General features: G+C 71.4%; 23 protein-coding genes. 13 read left to right on the top strand and 10 right to left on the bottom strand.

Annotated features, from left to right (window positions below):
- Positions 1 to 80 precede the first annotated feature (80 nt).
- Entirely contained in the window at positions 81 to 962 is an 882-nt protein-coding gene (locus GUI43_RS04265; RefSeq protein ID WP_112698015.1) for an aminoglycoside phosphotransferase family protein, read from the bottom strand.
- Positions 963 to 1061: 99 nt separating this feature from the next.
- Here GUI43_RS04265 and GUI43_RS04260 point away from each other — a divergent pair, with 99 nt between their 5' ends.
- The 4 genes from GUI43_RS04260 (at position 1062) to GUI43_RS04245 (ending at position 4784) form a co-directional block, all read left to right on the top strand.
- Positions 1062 to 1913, top strand: coding sequence for an LLM class flavin-dependent oxidoreductase (locus tag GUI43_RS04260; RefSeq protein ID WP_112583634.1), 852 nt, complete (start codon positions 1062 to 1064; stop codon positions 1911 to 1913).
- The gene (locus GUI43_RS04255; protein ID WP_091405997.1) at positions 1910 to 2335 is read left to right on the top strand and encodes a nucleoside deaminase; all 426 of its coding nucleotides are present in this window, start codon (positions 1910 to 1912) and stop codon (positions 2333 to 2335) included. The genes GUI43_RS04260 and GUI43_RS04255 overlap by 4 nt, the downstream gene beginning before the upstream one ends.
- 236 nt (positions 2336 to 2571) lie before the next feature.
- Positions 2572 to 3837: an AGE family epimerase/isomerase gene (locus GUI43_RS04250; RefSeq protein ID WP_112698014.1), complete on the top strand. Its 1266-nt coding sequence runs from the start codon at positions 2572 to 2574 to the stop codon at positions 3835 to 3837.
- Entirely contained in the window at positions 3834 to 4784 is a 951-nt protein-coding gene (locus GUI43_RS04245) for a carbohydrate kinase family protein (protein ID WP_112698013.1), read from the top strand. Before GUI43_RS04250 ends, GUI43_RS04245 begins: the two co-directional genes overlap by 4 nt.
- On the opposite strand, the gene GUI43_RS04240 is transcribed toward GUI43_RS04245, so the two are convergent.
- The 3 genes from GUI43_RS04240 to GUI43_RS04230 all read right to left on the bottom strand — a co-directional run bounded on the left by GUI43_RS04240 (position 4781) and on the right by GUI43_RS04230 (position 8367).
- On the bottom strand, positions 4781 to 5749 hold the full coding sequence (locus GUI43_RS04240; RefSeq protein WP_112583783.1) for a LacI family DNA-binding transcriptional regulator: 969 nt from the start codon (positions 5747 to 5749) through the stop codon (positions 4781 to 4783). The two genes, GUI43_RS04245 and GUI43_RS04240, sit on opposite strands and share 4 nt — an antisense overlap.
- A gap of 72 nt (positions 5750 to 5821) precedes the next feature.
- On the bottom strand, positions 5822 to 7201 hold the full coding sequence (locus GUI43_RS04235; RefSeq protein WP_112583631.1) for an FAD-dependent oxidoreductase: 1380 nt from the start codon (positions 7199 to 7201) through the stop codon (positions 5822 to 5824).
- Between the two features lie 23 nt (positions 7202 to 7224).
- Positions 7225 to 8367 carry a carboxylate-amine ligase gene (locus GUI43_RS04230; RefSeq protein ID WP_373861176.1) on the bottom strand — a complete coding sequence of 381 codons (1143 nt, stop codon included), beginning with the start codon at positions 8365 to 8367 and terminating at the stop codon, positions 7225 to 7227.
- A 157-nt stretch (positions 8368 to 8524) separates the two neighbouring features.
- On the opposite strand from GUI43_RS04230, the gene GUI43_RS04225 reads away from it, so the two are divergent.
- The 5 genes from GUI43_RS04225 to GUI43_RS04205 all read left to right on the top strand — a co-directional run bounded on the left by GUI43_RS04225 (position 8525) and on the right by GUI43_RS04205 (position 14403).
- Positions 8525 to 8818, top strand: coding sequence for a DUF6412 domain-containing protein (locus GUI43_RS04225; RefSeq protein ID WP_249037645.1), 294 nt, complete (start codon positions 8525 to 8527; stop codon positions 8816 to 8818).
- Between the two features lie 101 nt (positions 8819 to 8919).
- Positions 8920 to 9672 (top strand): YidC/Oxa1 family membrane protein insertase, encoded by a 753-nt coding sequence (locus GUI43_RS04220; RefSeq protein ID WP_112583630.1) that lies wholly within the window; start codon positions 8920 to 8922, stop codon positions 9670 to 9672.
- Between the two features lie 66 nt (positions 9673 to 9738).
- A complete protein-coding gene (locus GUI43_RS04215) occupies positions 9739 to 11154 on the top strand; it encodes a carbohydrate-binding protein (protein WP_373861050.1) in 1416 nt (471 codons plus the stop codon).
- A gap of 122 nt (positions 11155 to 11276) precedes the next feature.
- Positions 11277 to 12689, top strand: coding sequence for a chitinase (locus GUI43_RS04210; protein WP_112698011.1), 1413 nt, complete (start codon positions 11277 to 11279; stop codon positions 12687 to 12689).
- 148 nt (positions 12690 to 12837) lie between these two features.
- Entirely contained in the window at positions 12838 to 14403 is a 1566-nt protein-coding gene (locus GUI43_RS04205) for a cellulose binding domain-containing protein (RefSeq protein WP_112698010.1), read from the top strand.
- A 12-nt stretch (positions 14404 to 14415) separates the two neighbouring features.
- Here the strand turns inward: GUI43_RS04205 and GUI43_RS04200 are convergent, their stop codons facing one another.
- Both GUI43_RS04200 and GUI43_RS04195 read right to left on the bottom strand, forming a co-directional pair.
- Positions 14416 to 15087: a DedA family protein gene (locus GUI43_RS04200; protein ID WP_112583626.1), complete on the bottom strand. Its 672-nt coding sequence runs from the start codon at positions 15085 to 15087 to the stop codon at positions 14416 to 14418.
- Positions 15088 to 15156: 69 nt separating this feature from the next.
- Positions 15157 to 15771, bottom strand: a complete 615-nt coding sequence (locus GUI43_RS04195; protein ID WP_112583625.1) for a DUF1349 domain-containing protein — start codon at positions 15769 to 15771, stop codon at positions 15157 to 15159.
- A gap of 86 nt (positions 15772 to 15857) precedes the next feature.
- Between GUI43_RS04195 and GUI43_RS04190 the strand changes: the two genes are divergently transcribed.
- Together GUI43_RS04190 and fabG are read left to right on the top strand one after the other, a co-directional pair.
- A complete protein-coding gene (locus GUI43_RS04190; protein WP_112583624.1) occupies positions 15858 to 17510 on the top strand; it encodes an alpha-amylase family protein in 1653 nt (550 codons plus the stop codon).
- A gap of 43 nt (positions 17511 to 17553) precedes the next feature.
- Complete coding sequence (gene fabG / locus GUI43_RS04185) at positions 17554 to 18312, top strand: 3-oxoacyl-ACP reductase FabG (RefSeq protein ID WP_112583623.1); 759 nt, start codon at positions 17554 to 17556, stop codon at positions 18310 to 18312.
- Positions 18313 to 18416: 104 nt separating this feature from the next.
- On the opposite strand, the gene GUI43_RS04180 is transcribed toward fabG, so the two are convergent.
- The 3 genes from GUI43_RS04180 to GUI43_RS04170 all read right to left on the bottom strand — a co-directional run bounded on the left by GUI43_RS04180 (position 18417) and on the right by GUI43_RS04170 (position 19719).
- Positions 18417 to 18833, bottom strand: a complete 417-nt coding sequence (locus GUI43_RS04180; RefSeq protein ID WP_091405972.1) for a hypothetical protein — start codon at positions 18831 to 18833, stop codon at positions 18417 to 18419.
- A complete protein-coding gene (locus GUI43_RS04175) occupies positions 18826 to 19218 on the bottom strand; it encodes a hypothetical protein (protein ID WP_181518429.1) in 393 nt (130 codons plus the stop codon). Before GUI43_RS04175 ends, GUI43_RS04180 begins: the two co-directional genes overlap by 8 nt.
- 138 nt (positions 19219 to 19356) lie before the next feature.
- A complete protein-coding gene (locus GUI43_RS04170; protein ID WP_112583621.1) occupies positions 19357 to 19719 on the bottom strand; it encodes a cupin domain-containing protein in 363 nt (120 codons plus the stop codon).
- Positions 19720 to 19977: 258 nt separating this feature from the next.
- Between GUI43_RS04170 and GUI43_RS04165 the strand changes: the two genes are divergently transcribed.
- Positions 19978 to 20880 carry a Gfo/Idh/MocA family protein gene (locus tag GUI43_RS04165; RefSeq protein WP_167457764.1) on the top strand — a complete coding sequence of 301 codons (903 nt, stop codon included), beginning with the start codon at positions 19978 to 19980 and terminating at the stop codon, positions 20878 to 20880.
- 135 nt (positions 20881 to 21015) lie between these two features.
- Here GUI43_RS04165 and GUI43_RS04160 read toward each other — a convergent pair whose 3' ends face one another.
- Positions 21016 to 21207, bottom strand: coding sequence for a DUF2795 domain-containing protein (locus GUI43_RS04160; RefSeq protein WP_112583620.1), 192 nt, complete (start codon positions 21205 to 21207; stop codon positions 21016 to 21018).
- A 127-nt stretch (positions 21208 to 21334) separates the two neighbouring features.
- On the opposite strand from GUI43_RS04160, the gene GUI43_RS04155 reads away from it, so the two are divergent.
- The gene (locus tag GUI43_RS04155; RefSeq protein WP_091405962.1) at positions 21335 to 22591 is read left to right on the top strand and encodes an erythromycin esterase family protein; all 1257 of its coding nucleotides are present in this window, start codon (positions 21335 to 21337) and stop codon (positions 22589 to 22591) included.
- Positions 22592 to 22609: the final 18 nt, after the last annotated feature.

The raw sequence follows: 22609 nt of genomic DNA, 5'->3' as shown, positions 1-22609 counted from the left end.
TTGTTGGCATGGGTGGATATGCACCTTGGGTCGGGACAGCGAGTGCAAGATCGCGGAGCTGGGTCGGGCCGAGCCGGAGCTCAGTCGGTGTCGAGCAGCCAGCGGACCACTTCGATCTTCTCGGGGAAGACTGTGTCGTCGGCGACGCTCCAGGCCAGCGTGTGCCCGATCGTCCAACCTCGGACCCGTTCGGGGTCCAGCCCCAGTCCGGTGCTGAGCCGGTGCAGCCGATGCCGGACGGCGGCCGGTGAGTGGCCCAACTCCGGGCCGCGCACCATCGGTACGACCGAGAACTCCCGTTCCCCGGTCAGCGGCTTCGGGTCGATCGCCAGCCACGGCCCTCGGTAGGCGGCGAGCGTGTCGGTGGCGAGGATGTTGCCGGCGTGCAGGTCCTGGTTGACCAGCACCTGCTCGCCCTGGCTCGACGCCAGGCCGGTGAGCAGGTCGAGCGCCGCGTCGAGCAGCCGTCGCTCGTACGGTCGGCCGGCCCGTTCCCAGGCCCTGGGCATCCGGTTGATCCAACCGGCGGCCTCCTGTGCCAGCGGGGTGAACGGCGCGCCGGCCGGTCGCCAGAGCCGGGGGAGCAGTCCGATCACCACGTCCAGCGCTCGGTCCGGCGGAAGGTCGTGCAGGGGAGTGCCGGGCTGGCAGCGTTCGAGCAGCAGGGCACGCCGCCCGGGGTCGTGGGCGAGCAGACGAATCGCCGCGTCGCCGTCCCAGCGGGCCAGGGCGTCGGCCTCGTGCCGGCTTTCCTCGTCGGGGTACTGGAGTTTCAGCACCGCCGCCGTGCCGTCGGGCAGGTGGGCGGGGAGCGCCAGTGACGCGTACGCCTGCCGGAAGGGCGGGTCGACCCGCAGCGACCACCGTTCGGCGCACTCCGTCAGCCACGTCGGGAGTGCGGCCAGCCAGGCGCGACCGGCGGGTGTCCCGCGTACCCAGTCGAGTCCCTCGGGCAGATCCATCCGGCGCTCCTGAGTCGTACGGCGATTCGTGTCGGCTGCCAGGTGATTCAGCCGGGCCACGGCGTTCACACACCGGTCCGCAGTGGCTAGCGTGGACGGGTGCAGATTGGCGTGAACGTACCGAACTTCGCACCGGGCACCGACCCCGACGTCCTGCGTCGGTGGGCGCAGACGGTGGAGGGTCTCGGCTTCGACCTGTTGATGGTCTCCGATCACATCGTGGTGACCGCGGACGTGGCCGAGCAGTATCCGGCGCCGTTCTACGAGCCGTTCACCACGCTGTCCTGGCTGGCCGGGGTGACCAGCCGGGTTCGGCTGGGCACCACGGTGCTCATCGTCCCGTACCGGCACCCGCTGCTCACCGCCCGGATGGCGGCGAACCTCAACCGGCTCAGCGGCGGCCGGCTCGTTCTCGGTGTCGGCGTCGGCTGGGCCCGGCAGGAGTTCGAGGCGCTCGGCGTGCCGTTCCGGCAGCGCGGGGCGCTGACCGACGAGTACCTGCACACCATGCGCGAGGCATGGCAGGACACCGACGACTACGACACGGCTGCGATCCCGATCTGGGTCGGTGGCAACAGCGAGGCCGGCATGCGGCGCGCGGTACTGCTCGGTGACGCCTGGCACCCGCTGCGGGTCACGCCGGCACGGCTGGCCGAGGCTGTCGGACGGCTGACGGACATCGCTGACGAGTTGGGTCGTCCGGTGCCCGCGTTGGTGCCGCGGATCGCGCTTCAGGAGACCCGAGAACCGATCACCGACCCGGACCGGCTCGCCGGTGTCGGCACCATCGATCAGATCGTCGCCGACCTCGACCAGCTTCGTGCGCTCGGCGCGGAGACGGTGGTGCTGGACCCGTTCAACGGCGACCTGACCGAGATCCGCCAGCCCGAACGCGCCTGGCGGACCCTTGCGGCCGTGGCCGCACATCACGCAACCCAGGAGGACCGATGACCCCCGACGACGAGAAGTTTCTCCGCCACGCAGTGGAAATCGCGAGGCGGGCGGGGGCTTCCGGCGAACGGCCGTTCGGCTCTTTGCTGGTCGACGCGGCCGGCGTCGTCCTGATCGAGGACCACAACACAGTGGTCTCCGACGCGGACATCAGCGCCCATCCGGAGTTGAAGCTGGCCCGCTGGGCGGCTCGGGAACTCTCCCCCGAGGTCGCCGCCGGCACCACCATGTTCACCAGTTGCCAGCCCTGCGCGATGTGCGCGACGGCGATCGACCGGTCCGGCCTCGGGCGGGTGGTGTACGCGCTGTCCACCGAGCAGTTCGAGGAGGTCAAGCCGGCCACCCCACCGCTGCCCCCGGTCCGCTACGAGGGGCCGGCGCTGTTCGACGAGGCACGCCAGCCGATCGACGACTACTACTGACCGGAGCTGCCCCGGGGCGGTGTGACGCAGCCGGAATTGACAGTCGGCCGGCTGCCAGAGCAGGGTTGAACGGTGACAACGATGTCAACGGGCAAATGGGAGGAAAAGCCTCCCGCCGCGTGCCGACCCTGGCCAGTCGATTCGTGGCGTACCGTTGGCGGTTTTGCGGCGCGGACCCGGTCCGTCCGCCGATCCTGGCCGTATGTCCCTTTCCTACCCGACGGTGACCAGCTGAAATGACCGACGTGCCCCGATCCGACGCCGCAACGACCCCTGCTCCGGCGGGGTCACCAGACCTGCCCGATCTGGACGAGTTCCTCGTCGACCAGACCCGGACGCTGCTTGACACCGCCCGCCGCTCGGTCCGGCCCGAGGGCGGCTTCTGGTGGCTCACCGACGACCGCACTCCGGATCGCGGCGAACCGATCCACACCTGGATCACCTGCCGGATGACCCACGTGGCCGCCCTCGCCCACCGCAACGGCGATCCGGACGCCGCCGCCCTGGTCGACCACGGGATCGCCGCGCTCAGCACGCTGCTGCGTGACGACAGGTACGGCGGCTGGTTCGGCGCGGTGGACCAGCAGGAAGTGCCAGTCAACGACCGCAAGGCCGGCTACGACCACGCGTTCGTGCTGCTCGCCGCCTCCAGCGCCGTGCGCGCCGGACGGCCCGGCGCGGACCGGCTGCTCGCCGACGTGCTGACCGTCGTGCGGGACCGGTTCTGGGACGACGACGCCGGCGCGGTCCGCGAATCGTGGAACCGGGACTGGACGGTCACCGAGGACTACCGGGGCGCCAACAGCAGCATGCACATGGTCGAGGCTTTCCTCGCCGCTGCCGCCGCCACCGGCGACGCGAGCTGGGCCGACCGGGCCCTGCGGATCGCCACCCACCTCGTGCACGGTGAGGCGGCCCGACACGACTGGCGGCTGCCCGAGCACTTCACCACCGACTGGACGCCGCTGCCCGACTACAACCGGGACCAGCCCGCCGACCCGTTCCGGCCGTACGGCTCCACGATCGGGCACTGGCTGGAGTGGGCCCGGCTGCTGCTGGAGTTGGAGGCGGTGCTGCCGCAGCCACCCCGCTGGCTGCTCACCGACGCCCGCGCCCTGTTCGCCGCGGCCGTGCGGCGCGGCTGGGCGGTCGACGGCGCGGACGGCTTCGTCTACACCATCGACTGGGACGACCGGCCGGTGGTGCGCTCCCGGATGCACTGGGTTCTCGCCGAGGCCATCGGCGCGGCGATCACTCTGCACCGCCGTACCGGGGACACGGTCTACCTCGACTGGTACCGGGTCTTCTGGGCGTACGCCCGCCGCAGTCTCATCGACCAGACCGGATGGCGGCACGAGTTGGACGCGCAGAACCTGCCCGCCGACACGGTCTGGCACGGCCGACCGGACGTCTACCACGCCTACCAGGCGGTACTGCTGTCCCGCGCGGCCGACGGGCTCGGCGGCCCCGGCCCGCTCGCAGCGGGGGAGGTGACCGCGTGATCGTCGTCGCGGGTGAGGCGCTGATCGACCTGGTCGTCACCGCCGAGGGGCAGCGGGCCGTGCCCGGTGGCTCCCCGGCGAACGTCGCGGTCACCCTGGCCCGGCTCGACCAGCCGGTACGGCTGCTGGCCCGGCTCGCCAGCGACGACTACGGTCGGCAACTCGTCGAGCATCTGAGCGCCAACCGGGTGGACCTGGAGTGGGCGGTGCGCGCCGAGGAGCCCACGTCGGTGGCGGTGGCCACCCTGAACGCCGCCGGGCAGGCCAGCTACGAGTTCCGGCTGGCCGGTGCCGCGGACTGGCAGTGGACGCCGCAGGAGCTGCCCGAGCTGGCCGGGTCACCGGCGATCGCGCTGCACAGCGGCTCCCTGGCGCTCGCGTTGGCACCCGGCGCGGAGGCGCTGGAGGGCCTGCTCGCCCGGGAACGTCAGCGCGACGGGCTCACCGTCTCCATCGACCTCAACCTGCGCCCGAGCATCGTCACCGACCGGGCGGCGGAGCAGGAGCGGGTACGCCGGCAGATTCGCCTCGCGCACCTGGTCAAGGCCAGCGACGAGGACCTGGCCTGGCTCTACCCGGACCGTTCGGTGGCCGACGTGATGACCGAATGGCGTACGGCCGGTGTGTCCTGCGCCGTGGTGACCCGGGGCGGGGATGGCGCCTGGCTGCTCGCGCCGGACGGCTCGCTGCACGAGGAGCCGGCGGTCCGCACCACGGTGGTCGACACCGTCGGTGCCGGCGACTCGTTCACCGGTGGCCTGCTGGCCGCACTGGCCGACCTCGACGCGCTCGGCGACCGCCCGGCCGACCGGCTCGCCGCAGTGACCGGGCCGCAGTGGGGTGCTGTGCTCCGACAGGCCGCCAATGTGGCCGCGCTGACCTGCGCCCGCCGAGGCGCCAACCCACCGACCCGCGCCGAGGTGGAAGCACTGCTCGAGGCCGCTTAGGCCAGGCCGCGCTTCAGCAGTCTGGTGGGCAGGACCGTGGTGGAGGGTGGGGTGTCGTCGCCGGCTACTCGTTGGAACAGTCGCTCGGTGGCGACCCTCGCCAGCTCCCGGGTGTCGTACGCGACGACGGTCAGCGGTCGGGGCATCAGGTGGGCCAGCTCGAAGTCGTCGAAGCCGACCAGCGCGGCGTCACTGCCCCTCCGGTGCAGCTCCTGGAGCGCGCCGACGGTGAGCCGGTTGTTGGCGCAGAAGAACGCGGTGGGCGGCTCTGGAAGGTCGAGCAGCGCGGCCACCGCCCGGCCGGCCTCCTCGGGAGCGATGAGCCGCTCACGGATCAACGACTCGTCCGGCTCGACCCCTGCAGCGTCCAGCGCCGCCCGTGCCCCGGCCAGCCGCTCCCGCATCGTGGGCACGCTCGGAGCGCCCAGCAGCAGCCCCACCCGTCGGTGCCCCTCGTCGAGCAGCGCGCTCACCCCGGCGTGGCTGCCGCCCCGGTTGTCCAACAGCACGGCGTCGGCCTGCAGCCCCTGCGGCGGCCGGTCCAAAAACACCACAGGCATGCCCAGCTCGACCTCGCGACGCAGGAACGAGTGGTCGAGCCCCGCCGGCACCACGAGCAGGCCGTCGACCCGACGCTGGGTGAAGTCCTGGAGCAGGGCGCGTTCCCGCTCCGGGTCCTCCTCCGACGACGCGGTGATCAGCATGGTGCCGTGGGCGGCGGCGATCTCGGCGGCGACGCTGGCGATGGTCGCGTAGAACGGGTTGGCGATCTCCTCGATCAGCAGCCCGACGGTGGCGTTGAGCTGCCGGGAGCGCAGGTTACGAGCGATGTCGTTGCGCCGGAAGCCCAGCTCGGCGATCGCGGCCAGCACCCGGCCGACCAACTCCTGCCCCACCGGCTCGTCGTTGACGACCCGGGAGACCGTCTTCAGGCTGACGTCGGCCCGCCGGGCCACGTCGACCATCGTGGGACGCCGACGCACGGTCGGCCGGGTCGGGGTCTGGGTCACGGGGTGGTCCTCCACGGCGGGCGCGGGTCAACGGTCGAGGGCGGCGAGCGCGTCGACCGCTTTTCGGGCGGCGATGAGCACCGGATCCCACACCGGCGCGTACGGCGGAGCGTAGCCCAGGTCCAGCTGCGTCATATCGTCCACCGTCATGCCGTTCCACAGCGCCACGGCCAGCGAGTCGATCCGTTTGGCAGCCTCGGACCAACCGACGATCTGCGCGCCGAGCAACCGGCCGCTGGGACGCTCGGCGATCAGCTTGACCGTCATCGGCCGGGCACCCGGGTAGTAGCCGGCCCGGTTGGTCGACTCGGCGATCACCGACACGAACTCGAAGCCGGCAGCCGTGGCGTCGCGCTCGCGCAGACCCGTCCGACCCACCTCCAGGTCGCAGACCTTTGTCACCGCCGTGCCGATCACGCCCGTGAAGGTGGCGTACCCGCCACCGATGTTGATTCCGGCGACCCGGCCCTGCTTGTTGGCGTGCGTGCCGAGCGGCACGTGCACCGGCAATCCGCTGACCCGGTGCAGGGTCTCCACGCAGTCACCGGCCGCCCAGACCCCGGGGTGCCCGGGCACCCGCATCCGGCGGTCCACCCGGATCGCGCCGGTCGGCCCGAGGGGCAGCCCGGCCGCTTCCGCGAGCGCGGTGTTGGGGCGTACGCCCAGACCCATGACCACGACGTCGGTCGGAATCGGCCCCTCGGCGGTGACCACGGCGGACACCCGGCCGTCCCGCTCCTCCAGGCCGCTCACCGGCAGGCTGCCGCGGATCGTGATGCCGAGGCCGCGCATCGCCTCGGCGACCAGCTCGCCCATGTCGCTGTCGACAGTCGACATGGGCTGCTCGCCGGCTTCGACCAGGGTCACCGAGAGGCCGCGTTGGATCAGGGCTTCGGCGATCTCGACGCCGATGTACCCGCCGCCGACCACCACGGCCCGGCGCGGCTGCGGGTCGGCGTCCAACCAGTCGCGTAGCGCCGCACCGTCGTCGAGGGTCTGCATGCCGAACACGCCGCCCGCGTCGGTGATCGCCCACGAAGGTTTCACCGGCACCGCGCCGGTGGCGTACATCAGGTCGTCGAAGCGTTCGCGGACCTCGCCGCCGCCCTTCAGGTCCCGTGCCACGACCTCGCGGCGTTCCAGGTCGATGGCCGTGACCTCGTGGCGCATCCGGACGTCCATCGCGTACTCGGTGCGGAACGTCTCCGGGCCCCGGGCGATCAACGCCTCGGGGCCGGGCACCAGGCCGCTGATCCAGTACGGGATGCCGCACGCCGAGTAGGAGGTGAAGTGGCCCCGCTCGAAGACCACGATCTCCAGGTCGCCGCGGTCACGGCGGCGTCGGGCCTGGGACGCCGCCGACATTCCGGCGGCGTCCCCGCCGATGACGATCAGCCGTTGCGCCACGGGTTCATCCTGTCACGCGGTGATCAGCCGCGGGTCTGCCGTGCGACGTCCTGCACCACGTCGGTGAGTCGGCCGGTGCGCTCGAACACCGCGCGCTGCCGTGCCGCGCCGCTGCCGTGCCGCCGCAACCCACCCAGCAGGTCGGTCACCTCGGCCCAGTCGCCGTGCTGCTCCAGCGCCGGCCGCATCCGCTCCACGAACCGGTCCAACAGTTCCCACGCCGGGCGCAGCTCGCCGTTGGTGACGTCGACGGCCTCGCCTTCCAGCCCGTCATGGGCGGCCCGCCAGTGCGCGCCGACCAGCAGGTGGTGGTCGGTCTGCAACGCCGGCCGGCCCGCCTCGACATCCGCCATGGCGGTGGCCACCAGCGCCCGGACCAGCGCGGCGACCAGCACCGCGTCGTCCACCGACGGGCAGACGTCGCCGATCCGCAGCTCCACCGTCGGGTACTTCGCCGACAGGCGGGCGTACCAGTAGAGCATCCCCTCGTCGAGCATCACCCCGCTGGAGATCAACTGGCGGATCAGTCGCTGGTAGTGCTCGTGCGACTCCAGGAACGGCGTCGGCGCCACCGACGGCCAGCGTTCCCACTCCACCGAGCGCCAACTGGCGTAGCCGGTGTCCTCGCCCCGGGAGAACGGTGAGTTGGTGGTCACCGCGTGCAGCATCGGCAGCCACGGCCGTACGTGGTTGAGCACCTGCACGCCGGTGTCCGGGTCGGGCACCCCGACGTGTACGTGCATGCCGTTGTTGCCGGGGCCGGGGACGAGCAGCCGGAAGCGCTCGATCATCCGGTCGAAGCGGGGCTTGTCCACCACCGGCGGCACCGGGCCGTCCACCGGGCCGGTGCCGATGGCGAGCAGGCGTACGCCGGCCTTCTCGGCGGCGTCGGAGAGCGCCCGACGCAGGACCCCGAGGGAGTGCCGGATCGACGAGAGCTCCAGGCCGGGCGGGCTGCCGATCTCGATCTGACTGGTCTGGAACTCCCGCTCCACCTGCCCGCGAAGTTCGGCCGGCACCTGCTCCATGACCAGGTCCACGGCCGGAACCGCGGCCCCGGTGTGCGGGTCGACGAGCAAAAACTCCTCCTCGACACCCACGGTGAGCAACCCGGTCGCCGCAGCCATGTCGCTGGGCGCCTCCGCCACCTGACCGGTCATCGACATCACCCGTCCGTTTCCTGCCGTTCGCGGTCCGTCCGCGTTGGTCCGCCGTTGGTTACCCAACGTGGCGATGCCGGGAAACGTGGCGGCGGCGCGTCGTACTCGGGGCGGGCCGCCGGATTCGGCTGGCTGACGTGACAGCGGGTCCTATGCTGAGCACGTGCCGGTGCTGCTGGGCTATGTCGGGGTCGCGTGGATGTCCGCGTACGCCCAGCTCACAGTGCTGGCGGGCCGACCGGCCGACCTGCTGGCGGGCGCCGCGTTGACCGCACTGGTGCTGCTCGCGGTGGTGCTGGCGGCCCGGGTGCACGACCGGGCGGGCGCGCCCGGTGCCGGGCCGCGGTGGGCCGGCCTGCGGGCCCGCTCCCGAAGTCGCCGAATGCCTCGCCAGATCGACCCGGATGCGGCCGGTCGTCCTCGTCCCCGCGCCCCGGGGCACCCCTCGGCCGCGTAGCGCCTCGCCGCCGCGCGGCCGATCCCGCCGTCACCGGCCCCCTTGCTGAGCGGATACCGCCAGGGGGAGGGCCTCACCGGAATCGGACCGAGGGGTTTCCCATGCTTGCCTTCGCACCACTGCACGACACTGTCGCCGCTGCCGGCAGCGCGTTGTCCTGGCTCACCGAGTTGCTCGAACCACTGGCCGGCGGCGGAGCGACCGCAGCCGCCATCGTGCTCTTCACCATCGCCGTCCGCCTGCTGATCTCACCGCTGACCGTCGCGCAGGTCCGTGGCGAGCGGCGCCGCGCGGCGCTCGCCCCACAGGTGCGTGACCTCCAGCAGCGGTACGCGGACGACCCGGCGACGCTTCAGCGCGAGGTGTTCACGTTGTACCGCGAGGCCGGCGCGAACCCGATCGCCGGCTGCCTGCCGCTGCTCATCCAGGCACCGTTCCTGCTGGTGCTGTACCGGTTGTTCAGCACCAGTGAGGGCGGCACCGGGTTGCTGGACGAGCGGTTGGCCGGCGTGCCACTGGGTCACCATCTCAGCGACGGGCTGGCCGGTGCGGCCGGACCGCTGTTCGGCGTACTGCTATTGGTGTTGCTGGTGGTGGCCTGGTGGTCGTCCCGGCGGGCCCGCCGGGCGTCGGCGGCGGTGGGCACGGTGGCCGGTACGCCGACCGAGGGGCCGGGGGCGGCCACGCTCGGCCGGCTGCTGCCCCTGCTGCCGTTCACGACAGTGCTGGTGGCGCTGGTGCTGCCGCTCGCCGCGGTGATCTACCTGGTGACCACGAGCGTGTGGTCGGCCCTTGAGCAGGCGGTGCTCCGCCGCCCGCAGGCAACTCCAGCGGCCGACACAGATCGACGTTGACAACTGTGTTGACGGGACGTACAACTCTGAGAGAGCGCTCTCTCGACCCGTCCCCCGCAGAGAGGCATGTCAATGCCACCTCCCCTGGCGGTCACCGCCGCCCCACCCGTCCGCCGCCGATTGTTGGCGTCCGTCCTGCTCGCAGCTACCACCATCGCCCTGGCCGGCGTCACCATGACCGCGCAGGCCGCCGTCCCGCCACCGCCCGCCGGCTGGAGCACTGTCTGGAGCGACGACTTCACCGGCGCGGCCGGCACCCTGCCGTCGGCCGCCAACTGGATCATCGACACGGGGCACAACTACCCGGGCGGCCCGGGCAACTGGGGCACCGGCGAGATCCAGAACTACACCGCCAGCACCGCCAACGTGAGCCACGACGGCGGCGGCAACCTGCGGATCACGCCGCTGCGCGACGGAGGGGGAGGCTGGACCTCCGCCCGGATCGAGACCGTGCGCAGCGATTTCAAGGCCCCGGCTGGCGGCGTGCTGGCGATCGAGGGCCGGATCCAGATGCCGAACGTCACAGGTGCGGCGGCGTCCGGCTACTGGCCGGCGTTCTGGGCGCTGGGCGCGCCCTACCGGGGCAACTACCAGAACTGGCCGGGCATCGGCGAGTTCGACGTGATGGAGAACGTCAACGGCATCAACTCCGTCTGGGGCGTGCTGCACTGCGGCGTGGCCCCGGGCGGACCCTGCAACGAGTCGAACGGCCTCGGTGCGTCCCGGGCCTGCCCGGGCGCCAGCTGCCAGTCGGCGTTCCACACGTACCGGTTCGAGTGGGACGCCTCGATCAGTCCCCAGCAACTGCGCTGGTACGTCGACGGGCAGCTCTACCACACCGTGACGCAGAGTCAGGTCGGTGCGTCAGCCTGGTCGCAGATGACCTCGCACGCCGGCTACTTCCTGCTGCTCAACGTGGCGATGGGCGGCGCCTTCCCGAACGGGGTGGCCGGCAGCGGCACGCCGACCGCGGCGACCATCCCGGGTCGACCGATGCTGGTCGACTACGTGGCCGTGTACCGCCGGGGTGGTGGGACCACGCCGCCGCCGACCACCCCGCCGCCGGGCGGGACGAGGGACGCGTACGGGCAGCTCCAGGCCGAGTCGTTCAACGCCCAGAACGGGGTGGCTGTCGAGGCGTGCGCCGAGGGCGGGCAGAACATCGCCGCCCTGCGTAACGGGGACTGGGCGCGCTACGACGGCGTCGAGTTCGGCTCCAGCGGGCCTCGCGACTTCGTGGCCCGGGTCGCGTCCGGCGCGGCGGGCGGGGTGAGCGGTCTGGTGGAGGTGCGGCTGGACAGCCCGACCGCGGCTCCCATCGGCAGCTTCGCGGTCGGCAACACCGGCGGCTGGCAGAGCTGGCGCTCGGTGCCCGGCAACGTCGGCGGCGGGGTGACGGGCCGGCACACCGTCTATCTCACCTTCACCAGCGGCCAGCCCAACGACTTCGTCAACGTCAACTGGTTCACCTTCCGCCGCTGAGGCGGACGCCCTGCGGCCTCCCGTCGCGCCGCCCGCGCGACGGGAGGTCCGCTCACCCGGGCCACCCCTGGACAGAAACAGTTAACTGTCTTAATAATTAGCAGTGACGTTGACGTCCATGGATGCCCGTTGCCGGGCGTGGAGGGTCGCATGAAGCTGCCAGATCCCTTGTCCTGTCCCTCGTCGCCGCCCTGGCGGCGACACTCGGCGCGGCCTGGGTGGCGCTGCCCGCGTACGCCGCCGGGGCCACCGCCAGCTTCGTCAAGACCGCCGACTGGGGCTCTGGCTGGGAGGGGAAGTACACCATCACCAACGGCGGCAGCTCGACCATCAACGGCTGGAGCCTCGCCTTCGACCTGCCGTCCGGCACCACCCTCGGCAGCTACTGGGACGCGTTGCTCAGCTCATCCGGCCAGCGGCACACCTTCACCAACAGGTCCTGGAACGGCACGATCGCCCCGGGCGCGTCGGTCTCCTTCGGCTTCCTGGCCAGCGGCTCCGGCTCACCGGGCGGCTGCCAGCTCAACGGCGCGTCCTGCGGCGGCGGCACCCCGCCCACCACGCCGCCGCCCACCACCCCACCGCCCACCACGCCGCCCCCGACGACCCCGCCGCCGACCGACCCGCCCACCGGTGGACTGCCGAAGCACCTGCTCACCGGTTACTGGCACAACTTCGACAACCCCGCCGTCGAGCTGCGGCTACGCGACGTGCCCGCCGAGTACGACCTGGTGGCGGTCGCCTTCGCCGAGGCCACCGCGACGCCGGGAGCGCTCACCTTCGGCATCGACCCCGGCCTGGCCGCCGCGCTGGGCGGCTACACCGACGCGGACTTCACCGCCGACGTGCGCACCCTGCACAGCCGGGGCAAGCGGGTCATCCTCTCCGTCGGTGGCGAGACCGGCCGGGTCGCCGTGAACAACGCCGCCTCGGCCACCGCGTTCGCCGACACGGCCGCCGCGTTGATCGCCCGCTACGGCTTCGACGGGATCGACATCGACCTGGAGAACGGGCTCAACCCCACATACATGGCGCAGGCGCTACGCGCGCTGCGGGCCACTGTCGGGTCGGGGCTGATCATCGCGATGGCGCCGCAGACCATCGACATGCAGAACCCGGCCGGTGGCTACTTCAAGCTGGCGCTCGACATCAAGGACATCCTCACCGTCGTCAACACCCAGTACTACAACTCCGGCGCGATGCTCGGCTGCGACCAGAACGCCGCGTACGGCCAGGGCACCGTGAACTTCATCGTCGCGTTGGCCTGCATCCAGTTGGAGGCCGGGCTGCGCCCCGACCAGGTCGGTCTCGGCCTGCCCGCCGGAGCGGGGGCGGCCGGCGGTGGCATCGTCGCGCCCAGCGTGGTCAACGCCGCCCTGGACTGCCTGGCCCGGGGCACCAACTGCGGCAGCTTCCGGCCGCCGCGCACCTATCCCGGCATCCGGGGCGCGATGACCTGGTCGGTGAACTGGGACGTCAGCAACGGCAACGGCTTCGCCCGCACTGTGGCCCCGCACCTGGACACCCTGCCCTGAGCAGTGCCGACGCCCGCACCGGCGTCGGCGCCACCACCTGCGCGGCCGGCACTCCCGCTCGCGCACGGCATCGGCACCATCCGCCCGCGCCGAGCGCCGCTCGACGACGCAGGCGAAACCCCCACCACACCGGTCCCTGGAGGCCACCATGAAACTCCGATCCCCCCGCGCGGCGACCTTCGCCGTCGCGCTGGCCGCCGCACTGGTGGCGGCCACCGTCGTGGCACCGCAGGCCGCGTCCGCCGCCACCGCCGCCTTCGCCCGCACCAGCAGCTGGAGCAGCGGGTACGAGGCGAAGTTCACCGTCACCAACAACACGTCCACGGCGATCACCTCCTGGGACGTCCAGTTCGATCTGCCCGCCGGCAGCACGGTCGGGTCGGCGTGGGACGCCCTGGTGAGCAGTTCGGGTCAGCACGTGACCGCCCGAAACCAGTCCTGGAACGGCGCGCTGGGGGCTGGCGCGAGCACCTCGTTCGGCTTCATCGTCGCCGGCACCGGTGACCCCACCAACTGCACTGTCAACGGTTCGCCCTGCGCGGGCGGCCCGACCACCCCACCAGGTGCCCCCGGCACTCCGGGCGGCCTGCGCGTCACCGGCACCACCGCTTCGGCCGTCTCGCTGGCCTGGAACGCCGTCGGCGGCACGGTGACCGGCTACCGCGTGTACGAGGGCTCGACGGTCCGCGCCACCCTCACCGGCACCTCGACGACCGTCTCCGGCCTGGCCGCTTGCTCGGCGCACAGCTACACGGTCGCCGCGTACAACTCCGCGGGGGAGTCGGCGCGGTCGACGGCGGTCGCCGCGAGCACCACCGGCTGCACCGGTGGCGGCGGTTCGATGGCCGTCGCGCCCTACCTCTACCCGGGCTGGGGTGACCCGCCCGCCCCGGCGACGGTCATGTCGGCGACCGGCGTGAAGTGGTTCACCATCGCGTTCGTGCTCTCCGGCGGTGGCTGCACCCCGGCCTGGGACGGCGGTGGCCCGCTCACGGGGGGCGCGCACACCAACACCATCGCGGCCATCCGGGCGGCCGGCGGCGACGTGATCCCGTCCATCGGCGGTTGGAGCGGCAACAAGCTCGGCCCGAACTGCTCATCGGCCAGTGCCCTGGCCGGGGCGTACCAGCAGGTGATCAACGCGTTCGGGCTCAAGGCGATCGACATCGACATCGAGAACAGCGACGAGTTCGAGAACGAGGTCGTGCAGGACCGGATCCTCGGCGCGCTGAAGATCGTCAAGCAGAACAACCCGGGGCTGAAGACCATCATCACGTTCGGCACCACGACCACCGGCCCGTCGTACTACGGCACCCGGCTGATCAACCAGGCCGCCGCGCTGGGCGTCAACATCGACACCTTCACGATCATGCCGTTCGACTTTGGTGGCGGGGCCAACATGTACCAGAGCACCGTCAACGCCGCCGAGGGGCTGAAGAACACGCTGAAGACGGCCTTCGGTTGGTCCGACGCGACGGCGTACGCCCACATGGGCATCTCCGGGATGAACGGGCTCTCCGACCAGCAGGAGCTGACCTCACCGGCCACCTGGACCCAGGTCCGTGACTGGGCGAAGGCACGCGGGCTGAGCCGGTTCACGTTCTGGTCGGTCAACCGGGACCGGCCGTGTCCGGGCGGGGGCGTCGTCTCCAACTGCTCCGGCATCGCACAGAACACGTGGGAGTTCACGTCGATCAGCGCCCAGTTCGGCTGAGCGGGACGCGGATCAGCGACCGGCGGTCACCGACCGCCGGTCGTCGCGTGCCCGACGCTTGCGAACCTTGCGGATCACCCAACTGGCCACCATCACGACGAAGACGGCGACGATCGCGTAGTTGAACCAGTCGCTGTAGCGCTCGACGTCCTGCCAACGGCTCCCGAGCGCGTAACCCGCGCCCACGATGAGACCGTTCCACACCCCGCTGCCGATGGTGGTGAGCAGGATGAACTCACCCAGCGGCATCCGGTTGGCCCCGGCCGGCACGGAAACCAGGCTGCGGACCACCGGCACCACCCGGCCGATCAGCACCGCCCACCGACCGTGCCGCTCGAACCACTTGTCGGCCTTCTCCAGGTCGTCGCTGTCCACCAACGGGATGTGGTCCAGCCAGCGCTTGAGCCGCTCCTCGCCCAGCGCCGCGCCCAGCCAGTAGAGCACCAACGCGCCGACCAGCGAGCCGACCGTCGCGGCCAGCACCACGACGACGACGTTGAACTTGCCCTCGTGGGCCAGGAAACCGGCGAGCGCCAGCACGATCTCGCTGGGGATCGGCGGAACGATGCTCTCCAGCGCCACCAGCAGCGCCACGCCGACCGGGCCCATCACCTCGATCACCGAGGCCACCCAGCCGGTCAACCCGGTGAACTCGGACGGGTCGCCAGCCTGGGCGTACGCCATGGTCGTCCTTCCGGTCGGCTGTCGGGGATCGGAGGGTCATACCCAGCGGGCCCCGAACTACACCTGCACTCAGTGCTCCGGGTGCAGTGCGGTGTCCGCCGGTCCCTGCCGCCAACCGGTGAACACCACTGTCAGACCGGCGCGGGACGGCGCACAGCAGAACGGGCCGGCGACGGCCTCGGCCGTCGGGTCCAGCGGGGCGAGCCGGACCAGTTGCCACGGCTCGTCGTCGACCCGGGCGCGGATGGTCAGCGCGTCGCCGGCCCGGCTGACCCGGACTGTCACCTCCCGGCCCGCCCACTCCGGCACCGGCCCCACCGACCAGTCGGAGAACTCCCGGGTCACCACCGCGCCGAGCTGCACCTCGCCGTCGCTGATCTCCACACCGGCCTTGGTCCAGGTCCGTTCGTCGACGCGGACGAACGCACCGGCCTGGTCGAACTGCGCCGAGAAGTCGAGCCGGAAGCTCACCTCCATGGCGGCTCCCACCGGCAGCGGCGCCAGCAGGGCCGGGCCGTTGTCGTGCACGAAGCCGTAGCTGGTCCGACGCCAGAAGTCGCTGTCCGCGGCCGGCTCGACGACCAACTCGCCGGCCGGGCCCTCCTCGACGCGTACCGGCGGGTGCAGCCAGCTGCCCCGGGACCAGTCCAACAGTTCGCTCGGCGGTACGAGGTCGTTCTCCATGACCGGCACGGTAACCAACGCCGCGCGCCGCCCGGCGCCCGCCGGACGGGTTTGCCGCGGTGATCGAACGGAGATGTTCCTTCGGCATGGGTGACCGTTGGTATTCCGAAGCCGTCGTCTACTGCCTCGACATCGACACGTACGCCGACTCCGACGGCGACGGGGTCGGTGACATCCGTGGGCTGATCGGGAGGCTGGACTACCTGGCCCGACTCGGGGTGACCTGCCTGTGGCTGCACCCGATCCACCCGTCGCCCAACCGCGACGACGGCTACGACGCCACCGACTTCTACAACGTGGACCCGCGCTTCGGCACGCTGGGCGACTTCGCCGAGCTGCTGCACCAGGCGCAGAACCGGGGCATCCGCGTGATCATCGACCTGGTGGTCAACCACACCTCCGACGAGCACCCGTGGTTCCAGTCCGCCCGCTCCTCGCCGGACTCGCCCTACCGGGACTGGTACGTCTGGTCCGACACCGAACCGGACGACCGGCACCAGGGCATGGTCTTCCCCGGCGAGCAGAACGAGACCTGGAGCTACGACCGGACCGCCAAGGCGTGGTTCTACCACCGGTTCTACAAGTTCCAGCCGGACCTCAACTTCGCCAATCCGCAGGTCCGGGACGAGATCAAGAAGATCATGTCGTTCTGGCTCCAGCTCGGCGTCTCCGGCTTCCGGATGGACGCGGTGCCGTTCATCATCGAGCTGACCGAGCCGGGCAACCCGAACTCCCCGAAGGACTTCGAGTTCCTCACCGAGATGCGCCAGCACATCCAGTGGCGTCGCGGCGACGCCGTCCTGCTGGCCGAGGCGAACGTCGAGCCGGACCAGCTACCGACGTTCTTCGGCGACGCCAGCGGTTCCGGCAACCGGATCCACATGCTCTTCGACTTCATGCTCAACGGTCGACTCATGCTCTCCCTGGCCCGGCAGGACCCGGAGCAGCTGATCGACGCGTTGCACGACACCCCGAAGCTGCCGGTCGGCGGGCAGTGGGCCACCTTCCTGCGCAACCACGACGAGATCGACCTGTCCCGGCTGACGACCGAACAGCGCAACCAGGTGTACGCCGAGTTCGGCCCGGACGAGAACATGCGCATCTACGACCGGGGCATCCGTCGCCGGCTCGCCCCGATGCTCGGCAACGACCGACGGCGCATCGAGCTGGCGTACGCCCTGCAGTTCTCGATGCGCGGCACGCCGGTTCTGCGCTACGGCGAGGAGATCGGGATGGGCGAGGACCTGTCGCTGCGCGGTCGGGACGCGATCCGTACGCCGATGCAGTGGTCGTACCAGCCGAATGCCGGCTTCTCCACGGCGGACCCGGAGAAGCTGGTCCGCCCGGTGATCGACAAGGGTGAGTTCGGCTACCAGAACGTCAACGTCACCGCCCAGCGCAGCGACGCCAAGTCGCTGCTCGCCTGGTTCGAGCGCATGATCCGTACGCTGCGGGAGGCGCCGGAGATCGGCTCCGGCTCGACCAGCCATATCGACGTGCCGGTGCCGCCCGGCGTGCTGACGCACCGGGCGGACGGGCCGACCGGGACGATGGTCTTCGTGCACAACCTGGGCACCGACGACGTCGAGGTGGATCTCAGCAGCCTCGAACCGGAGGCCGACCTGCCGATCGACGTGCTCGCCGACCGTGGCTACGGAGAGTTGGGCAAGCTCGGTGCGGTGAAGGTCTCCGGCTACGGATACCGGTGGATTCGCCTATGCCGAGGGTCGGCCTGTTGAGGTTAAGCTCCTCCGATCGACCCCAAGTTACCGGGAGGTAATCATGTCGGAGGAGTCCCGCGTCGCCATCGTCACCGGAGCCGCACGCGGCATCGGCGCGGCCACCGCCCGACGGCTGGCCGCCGACGGAATGGCTGTCGCCGTGGTCGACATCGAGGAGGCGGCCACCAAGGAGACGGTGGACGCCATCGCCGGTGCCGGTGGCCGGGCGCTCGGGGTGGGCGCCGACGTGTCCGACCGGGACCAGGTCGAGGCGGCGGTGAGCCGGGTCGCCGCCGAGCTGGGCGCACCCACAGTGCTGGTCAACAACGCCGGTGTGCTCCGCGACAACCTGCTGTTCAAGATGACCAACGCCGACTGGGACACGGTGATGGGCGTGCACCTGCGGGGCGCGTTCCTGTTCAGCCAGGCCGCCCAGAAGCACATGGTGGACCGGAAGTGGGGGCGGATCGTCAACCTCTCCAGCACCTCCGCGCTGGGCAACCGGGGCCAGGCGAACTACGCCGCCGCCAAGGCCGGTCTGCAGGGCTTCACCAAGACGCTCGCCATCGAGCTGGGTCCGTTCGGGGTGACAGTGAACGCGGTCGCGCCCGGCTTCATCGTCACCGACATGACCGCGGCCACCGCGGCCCGCATGAAGGTCGACTTCGAGGACTTCCAGAAGCACGCCGCCGCCGAGATCCCGGTACGTCGCCCGGGCCGGCCGGAGGACGTCGCGCACACCATCTCGTTCCTGGCGAGCGAGGGCGCAGGCTTCGTCTCCGGTCAGGTCATCTACGTCGCGGGTGGCCCACGGGACTGACCCGTACTCCCGACGAGGGCGCTCCGGCAGGTGAGCCGGCGCCCTCGTCGCCGGTCTGCGCCCGATCGGGCGCAGGTGCGCGGCGGGTCAGCGGGTGCGGCGGATCAGGCGGGTGCGCGGCGGGTGCGCCAGAGCCAGATCAGGCCGAGCACCGGCAGCACCAGTGGGATGTAGCCGTACCCGCTGCCGAACTGCGACCAGACCGTCTCGTCCGGGAAGAGGTCCTTGTCGACCAGGCTCAGGATGCCGACCGCGACCACACCGACCAGCTCCACCGAGCAGCACGCCAGCGCGACCCGACGGCCGGTGTGCCCGGCGCGGGCCAACCCCACCGCCGCCACGATGTAGATGAGCGCGGCCACCCCGGAGAGCAGGTACGCCACCGGCGCCTCGTCGAACTTGGTGGCGAGCTGCAGACCCGCCCGACTCGTCGCCGCGATCGCGAAGAGCAGGTAGACCGCGATCAACAGCCGACCCGGGCCGGAGTTCGTACGCTGCCGAGCCGATCCTGTCTCAACCACCGAGCACCTCCCAGGTCTGCTGCAACCGGACCACCACCACCGGGGCCACCAGGCAGACCGCGCACACGATCGCCGAGCCCCAGCGGGTCGGTTCCATCCGGGCCAGCACCCAGGCCAGTGGCGGCAGGCACACCAGCGTGACCAGGTAGCCGAAGAAGGCGCCGGGCTCGCCGGGCCGATCCCCGCCGCCGACCGCGACGAGCGCCAGCACGCTCAACACCAGCAACGCCACTTCGAGTACGGCCAGACCGACGAACTGCACCCGGTCCGGCGGCCGGTGGCGTACCGCCGCCACCAGTGCCCACACCGCCACGAGCAGCGACAGCACGATCGGCACGGTCGCGACGATCCCGTCCACCGGAGAGTCGGCGCCCACGCTGGTCACCGGCACCACCCGGTCGTTGCCTCGGTCACCGGCACAGCCTACTAACCGTCGTAGTAAACGGGTGCCCTGCCTCTCCGCGTGTGACACGCGCCCGTCGAGGTGCCCGCAGTCCCGGTGCCCGCGCCTCTCGGGTGGGCGTCAGTCGTCTGCTTGCAGCCAGTAGACGGAGATGGCAACGAGCGGGTCCGGTCCGTCGTTCCGAATCTGGTGCGGCACCCTGCTGTCGAACGCCGCGACGTCGCCGGCCCGCAGGACGCCCGTCTGGTCGGCGAACGTCAAGGTTCCCGTCCCGGACACGATGATCCACACCTCACGAGACCGATGGACGTCGAGGTCGTTGGAGGTGTTCGGGGCCACCGACCAGCGAGCGACCTCGAACGGGGCGGGCGCTGTTGACGGAAACGGCAGCAGCGCGCGGTGCACCGGGCCGCCCTCGGTGAAGTCGTACCAGTGGTCGAACGTCGCGACACCGCTGGTGGTCGCTGGATTCGTGCTCTGCATGCCGTCGAGACTGCCTCGCCGCACCTGGTGCGTCTGGCGGCGATCGGACCTGACGCTACCGAGAGCGGTGCAGGCGGTGCCGGCAGACCACGGGCGGACCGCTGCACCGACAGCCGGGCGGGTAGCTCGACCACCGACCCGGAAATGAAGGTGAGCTGCTTCGATTGGTCGAACCCGCCGCCGTCATGGCCGCCCGGGCGACTAGCGTGGATCACGTCCGTGGCGTTGCCGCGGTGCGGGGAAACAGCGGAGGTACACGTGCTGCGGTTCGGCTTGTTCGGCACCGGTCACTGGGCGATCGAGACGCACGGGAAGGCGCTGCACGCACATCCCGACGCGGAGCTCGTCGGTGTGTGGGGTCGCAACCCGGAGCGGGCCTCCGCGCTGGCCGAGCGCTACGGGGTGCCCGCCTACGCCGACGTCGACGCGCTGATCGAGCAGTGCGAGGCGATCGCCGTCGCGCTGCCGCCGGACATCCAGGCCGACATCGCCGTCCGGGCCGCCCGCGCCGGTCGGCACCTGCTGCTGGACAAGCCGCTGGCGCTCAGCGTGGCCGACGCCGACCGGGTCGTGGCCGCCGCCGAGGAGTCCGGGGTCGCCTCGGTCGTCTTCTTCACCCAGCGGTTCCAGCCGAACGTGACCGCGTTCCTCGCCGCCACCGCCGCCGCCGGGGGCTGGCAGCACGGTCGGACCACCGCGTTCGCCTCGATCTTCCAGGACGGCAGCCCGTACGGTGGCTCGTTGTGGCGTCGGGAGCACGGGGCGCTCTGGGACATCGCCCCGCACGCGCTCTCCATCCTCCTGCCGGTGCTGGGCCGCGTGACGCAGGTGGCGGCGATGGACGGCCCGAGCGGGATGGTGCATCTGCTGCTCACCCACGAGGGCGGTGCCACGAGCAGCGCCTCGCTCTCCCTGGATGCCCCGACCGAGTCGATGGCCCGGGAGTTCGTGTTCTACGGCGAGAACGGCATCGAGAACGTCCCGTTCGGCGAGAACGACGCCGCCACCGCGTTCGGCGTCGCCATCGACCAGCTCGTCGAGCAGGTTCAGGCCGGCACCCGGGACCACCGTTGCGACGTCCGCTTCGGCCGCGAGGTCGTCGCCATCCTCGCCGCCGCCGAAACCGCCCGAGCAGAAGCCCGCACAATCCAGATCCCCTAACCCCACCCCACCCCCACCCCGCCAGCCCAGGTTGATCAAGAGGTTTGCGTCACGGCACACCGCTCGGCATGACGCAAACCTCTTGATCACCGGGCCAGGCTCGGGCCGGGCCGGGGCCGGGCGGGGTTGGGCCGGTCAGGAGGAGGTGGAGAGGGCGGCGTTCAGCTCGTCGGGGGAGTTGAACTGCTCGGGTGGTAGGGCCTGGAGCATCTGCAACATCGCCGTGCTGGCCCCGTTCTCCTGACCCCAGCGGATCAGGTCCTCGCGGGAGACCGGGTAGTCGAGCCCGGCGAGGTACTCCTGCAACTGAACCCCGGTGACGGTCATGTCGGCCGGCTACCCGCTCGCGGTGGTCGTACACCGGCTTGGTTGGGGCCCACGACGGCCCGGCGGCCGGCGTGTCGCCCGCGACGCGCGCACGGTTTGCCGCAACGGCGGCCGGGTAGCCGCTGACATGCTGGTTCAGCGGCTCGGCGCGCCGAGCGATTTCGACCCGTTGCTGGAGCGCGTCCGGAACGCCAGGGTGGTGATGATCGGTGAGTCCACCCACGGCAGTTACGACTACTACCGGTTGCGCGAGCAGCTCACCCGCCGGTTGATCGCGGAGTGCGGTTTCTCCTTCGTCGCCGTGGAGGGTGACTGGCCCGACTGCGACCGGGTGCACCGGTCGGTGACGGCCGCGCCGGGCGGCGCGCTCGAACCGCAGGTCGCACTCAACCAGTTTGAGCGATGGCCGACCTGGATGTGGGCCAATGCCGAGGTGGCCCGGTTCGCCAGTTGGCTGCGGGCCTGGAACGTGGAGCGGCCGGAGGAGCAACGGGCCGGGTTCCACGGCCTCGACGTGTACAGCCTCTGGGAGTCGATGCAGGCGATCTTCGACTACCTGGGGGAGGAGGACCCGAAGTCGCTGGAGGCGGCGCAGGACGCGTACCGGTGTTTCGAGCCGTACGGCAAGAGGGTCGAGGAGTACGGCGCGGCCAGCCGGTTCGTCTCCGCCCGGTGCGAGGAGGAGGTTGTCCGGTTGCTCGCCCGGACCCGCGAACACGCCCTCTCCGACGGGCCGGACCGCTTCTCGGCCTGGCAGAACGCGGAGGTGGTGGCCGGCGCCGAGCGGTACTACCGGGCGATGGTGGCCGGCGGGCCGGACTCGTGGAACATCCGCGACACCCACATGCAGGACACCCTGGACCGGCTGCTGGACCGCTACGGTCCCGACGCCCGGGGCATCGTCTGGGCGCACAACACGCACGTCGGGGATGCGCGGGCCACGGACATGGCCGCCGACGGGATGATCAACATTGGTCAGTTGGCTCGGGAGCGGCACGGCGAGGACGCGGTGGCCCTGGTCGGCTTCGGCAGCTACCGCGGCACGGTGATCGCCGCGCCCCGCTGGGGCTCGCCGCCCGAGGCGATGGTGGTGCCCCCGGCTCGGGAGGGCTCGATCGAGCGGCGGTTGCACGAGTTGATGCCGGAGCGGGCGGTGCTGATCTTCGGCGGTGACGACCAGCCGGGCTGGGTCACCGAGACCGTTGACCACCGGGCGATCGGGGTCGTCTACGACCCGTCGTTCGAGTCCTGGGGCAACTACGTGCCCACCCGGCTCGGCGACCGCTATGACGCCTTCATCTGGTGCGACGACACCACGGCCCTGCACCCGCTACCGGTGCCAGCGGCCCCCGGCGAGATGGAAACCTACCCGGCGGGCGTCTGACGCAGTGGAGGTGTGGTG

The organism is Micromonospora noduli (assembly GCF_003264365.1).
In the GTDB taxonomy this organism is placed as follows: domain Bacteria; phylum Actinomycetota; class Actinomycetes; order Mycobacteriales; family Micromonosporaceae; genus Micromonospora; species Micromonospora noduli.
The sequence above is the reverse complement of the archived record's forward strand: the minus strand, read 5'-3'. Positions and strand labels throughout refer to the sequence as shown.

Bases quoted from the DNA above. Each gene is read 5' to 3' on its own strand.
- GUI43_RS04195 (WP_112583625.1), bottom strand. From the start codon at position 15,771: ATGGAGAACGACCTCGTACCGCCGAGCGAACTGTTGGACTGGTCCCGG.
- GUI43_RS04240 (WP_112583783.1), bottom strand. From the start codon at position 5,749: ATGGTCGACGTGGCCCGGCGGGCCGACGTCAGCCTGAAGACGGTCTCC.
- GUI43_RS04255 (WP_091405997.1), top strand. From the start codon at position 1,910: ATGACCCCCGACGACGAGAAGTTTCTCCGCCACGCAGTGGAAATCGCG.
- GUI43_RS04215 (WP_373861050.1), top strand. From the start codon at position 9,739: ATGTCAATGCCACCTCCCCTGGCGGTCACCGCCGCCCCACCCGTCCGC.
- GUI43_RS04210 (WP_112698011.1), top strand. From the start codon at position 11,277: ATGCCCGTTGCCGGGCGTGGAGGGTCGCATGAAGCTGCCAGATCCCTT.
- GUI43_RS04265 (WP_112698015.1), bottom strand. From the start codon at position 962: ATGGATCTGCCCGAGGGACTCGACTGGGTACGCGGGACACCCGCCGGT.
- GUI43_RS04170 (WP_112583621.1), bottom strand. From the start codon at position 19,719: ATGCAGAGCACGAATCCAGCGACCACCAGCGGTGTCGCGACGTTCGAC.
- GUI43_RS04190 (WP_112583624.1), top strand. From the start codon at position 15,858: ATGGGTGACCGTTGGTATTCCGAAGCCGTCGTCTACTGCCTCGACATC.
- GUI43_RS04220 (WP_112583630.1), top strand. From the start codon at position 8,920: ATGCTTGCCTTCGCACCACTGCACGACACTGTCGCCGCTGCCGGCAGC.
- GUI43_RS04205 (WP_112698010.1), top strand. From the start codon at position 12,838: ATGAAACTCCGATCCCCCCGCGCGGCGACCTTCGCCGTCGCGCTGGCC.
- GUI43_RS04230 (WP_373861176.1), bottom strand. From the start codon at position 8,367: ATGTCGATGACCGGTCAGGTGGCGGAGGCGCCCAGCGACATGGCTGCG.
- fabG (WP_112583623.1), top strand. From the start codon at position 17,554: ATGTCGGAGGAGTCCCGCGTCGCCATCGTCACCGGAGCCGCACGCGGC.
- GUI43_RS04155 (WP_091405962.1), top strand. From the start codon at position 21,335: ATGCTGGTTCAGCGGCTCGGCGCGCCGAGCGATTTCGACCCGTTGCTG.
- GUI43_RS04200 (WP_112583626.1), bottom strand. From the start codon at position 15,087: ATGGCGTACGCCCAGGCTGGCGACCCGTCCGAGTTCACCGGGTTGACC.
- GUI43_RS04250 (WP_112698014.1), top strand. From the start codon at position 2,572: ATGACCGACGTGCCCCGATCCGACGCCGCAACGACCCCTGCTCCGGCG.
- GUI43_RS04160 (WP_112583620.1), bottom strand. From the start codon at position 21,207: ATGACCGTCACCGGGGTTCAGTTGCAGGAGTACCTCGCCGGGCTCGAC.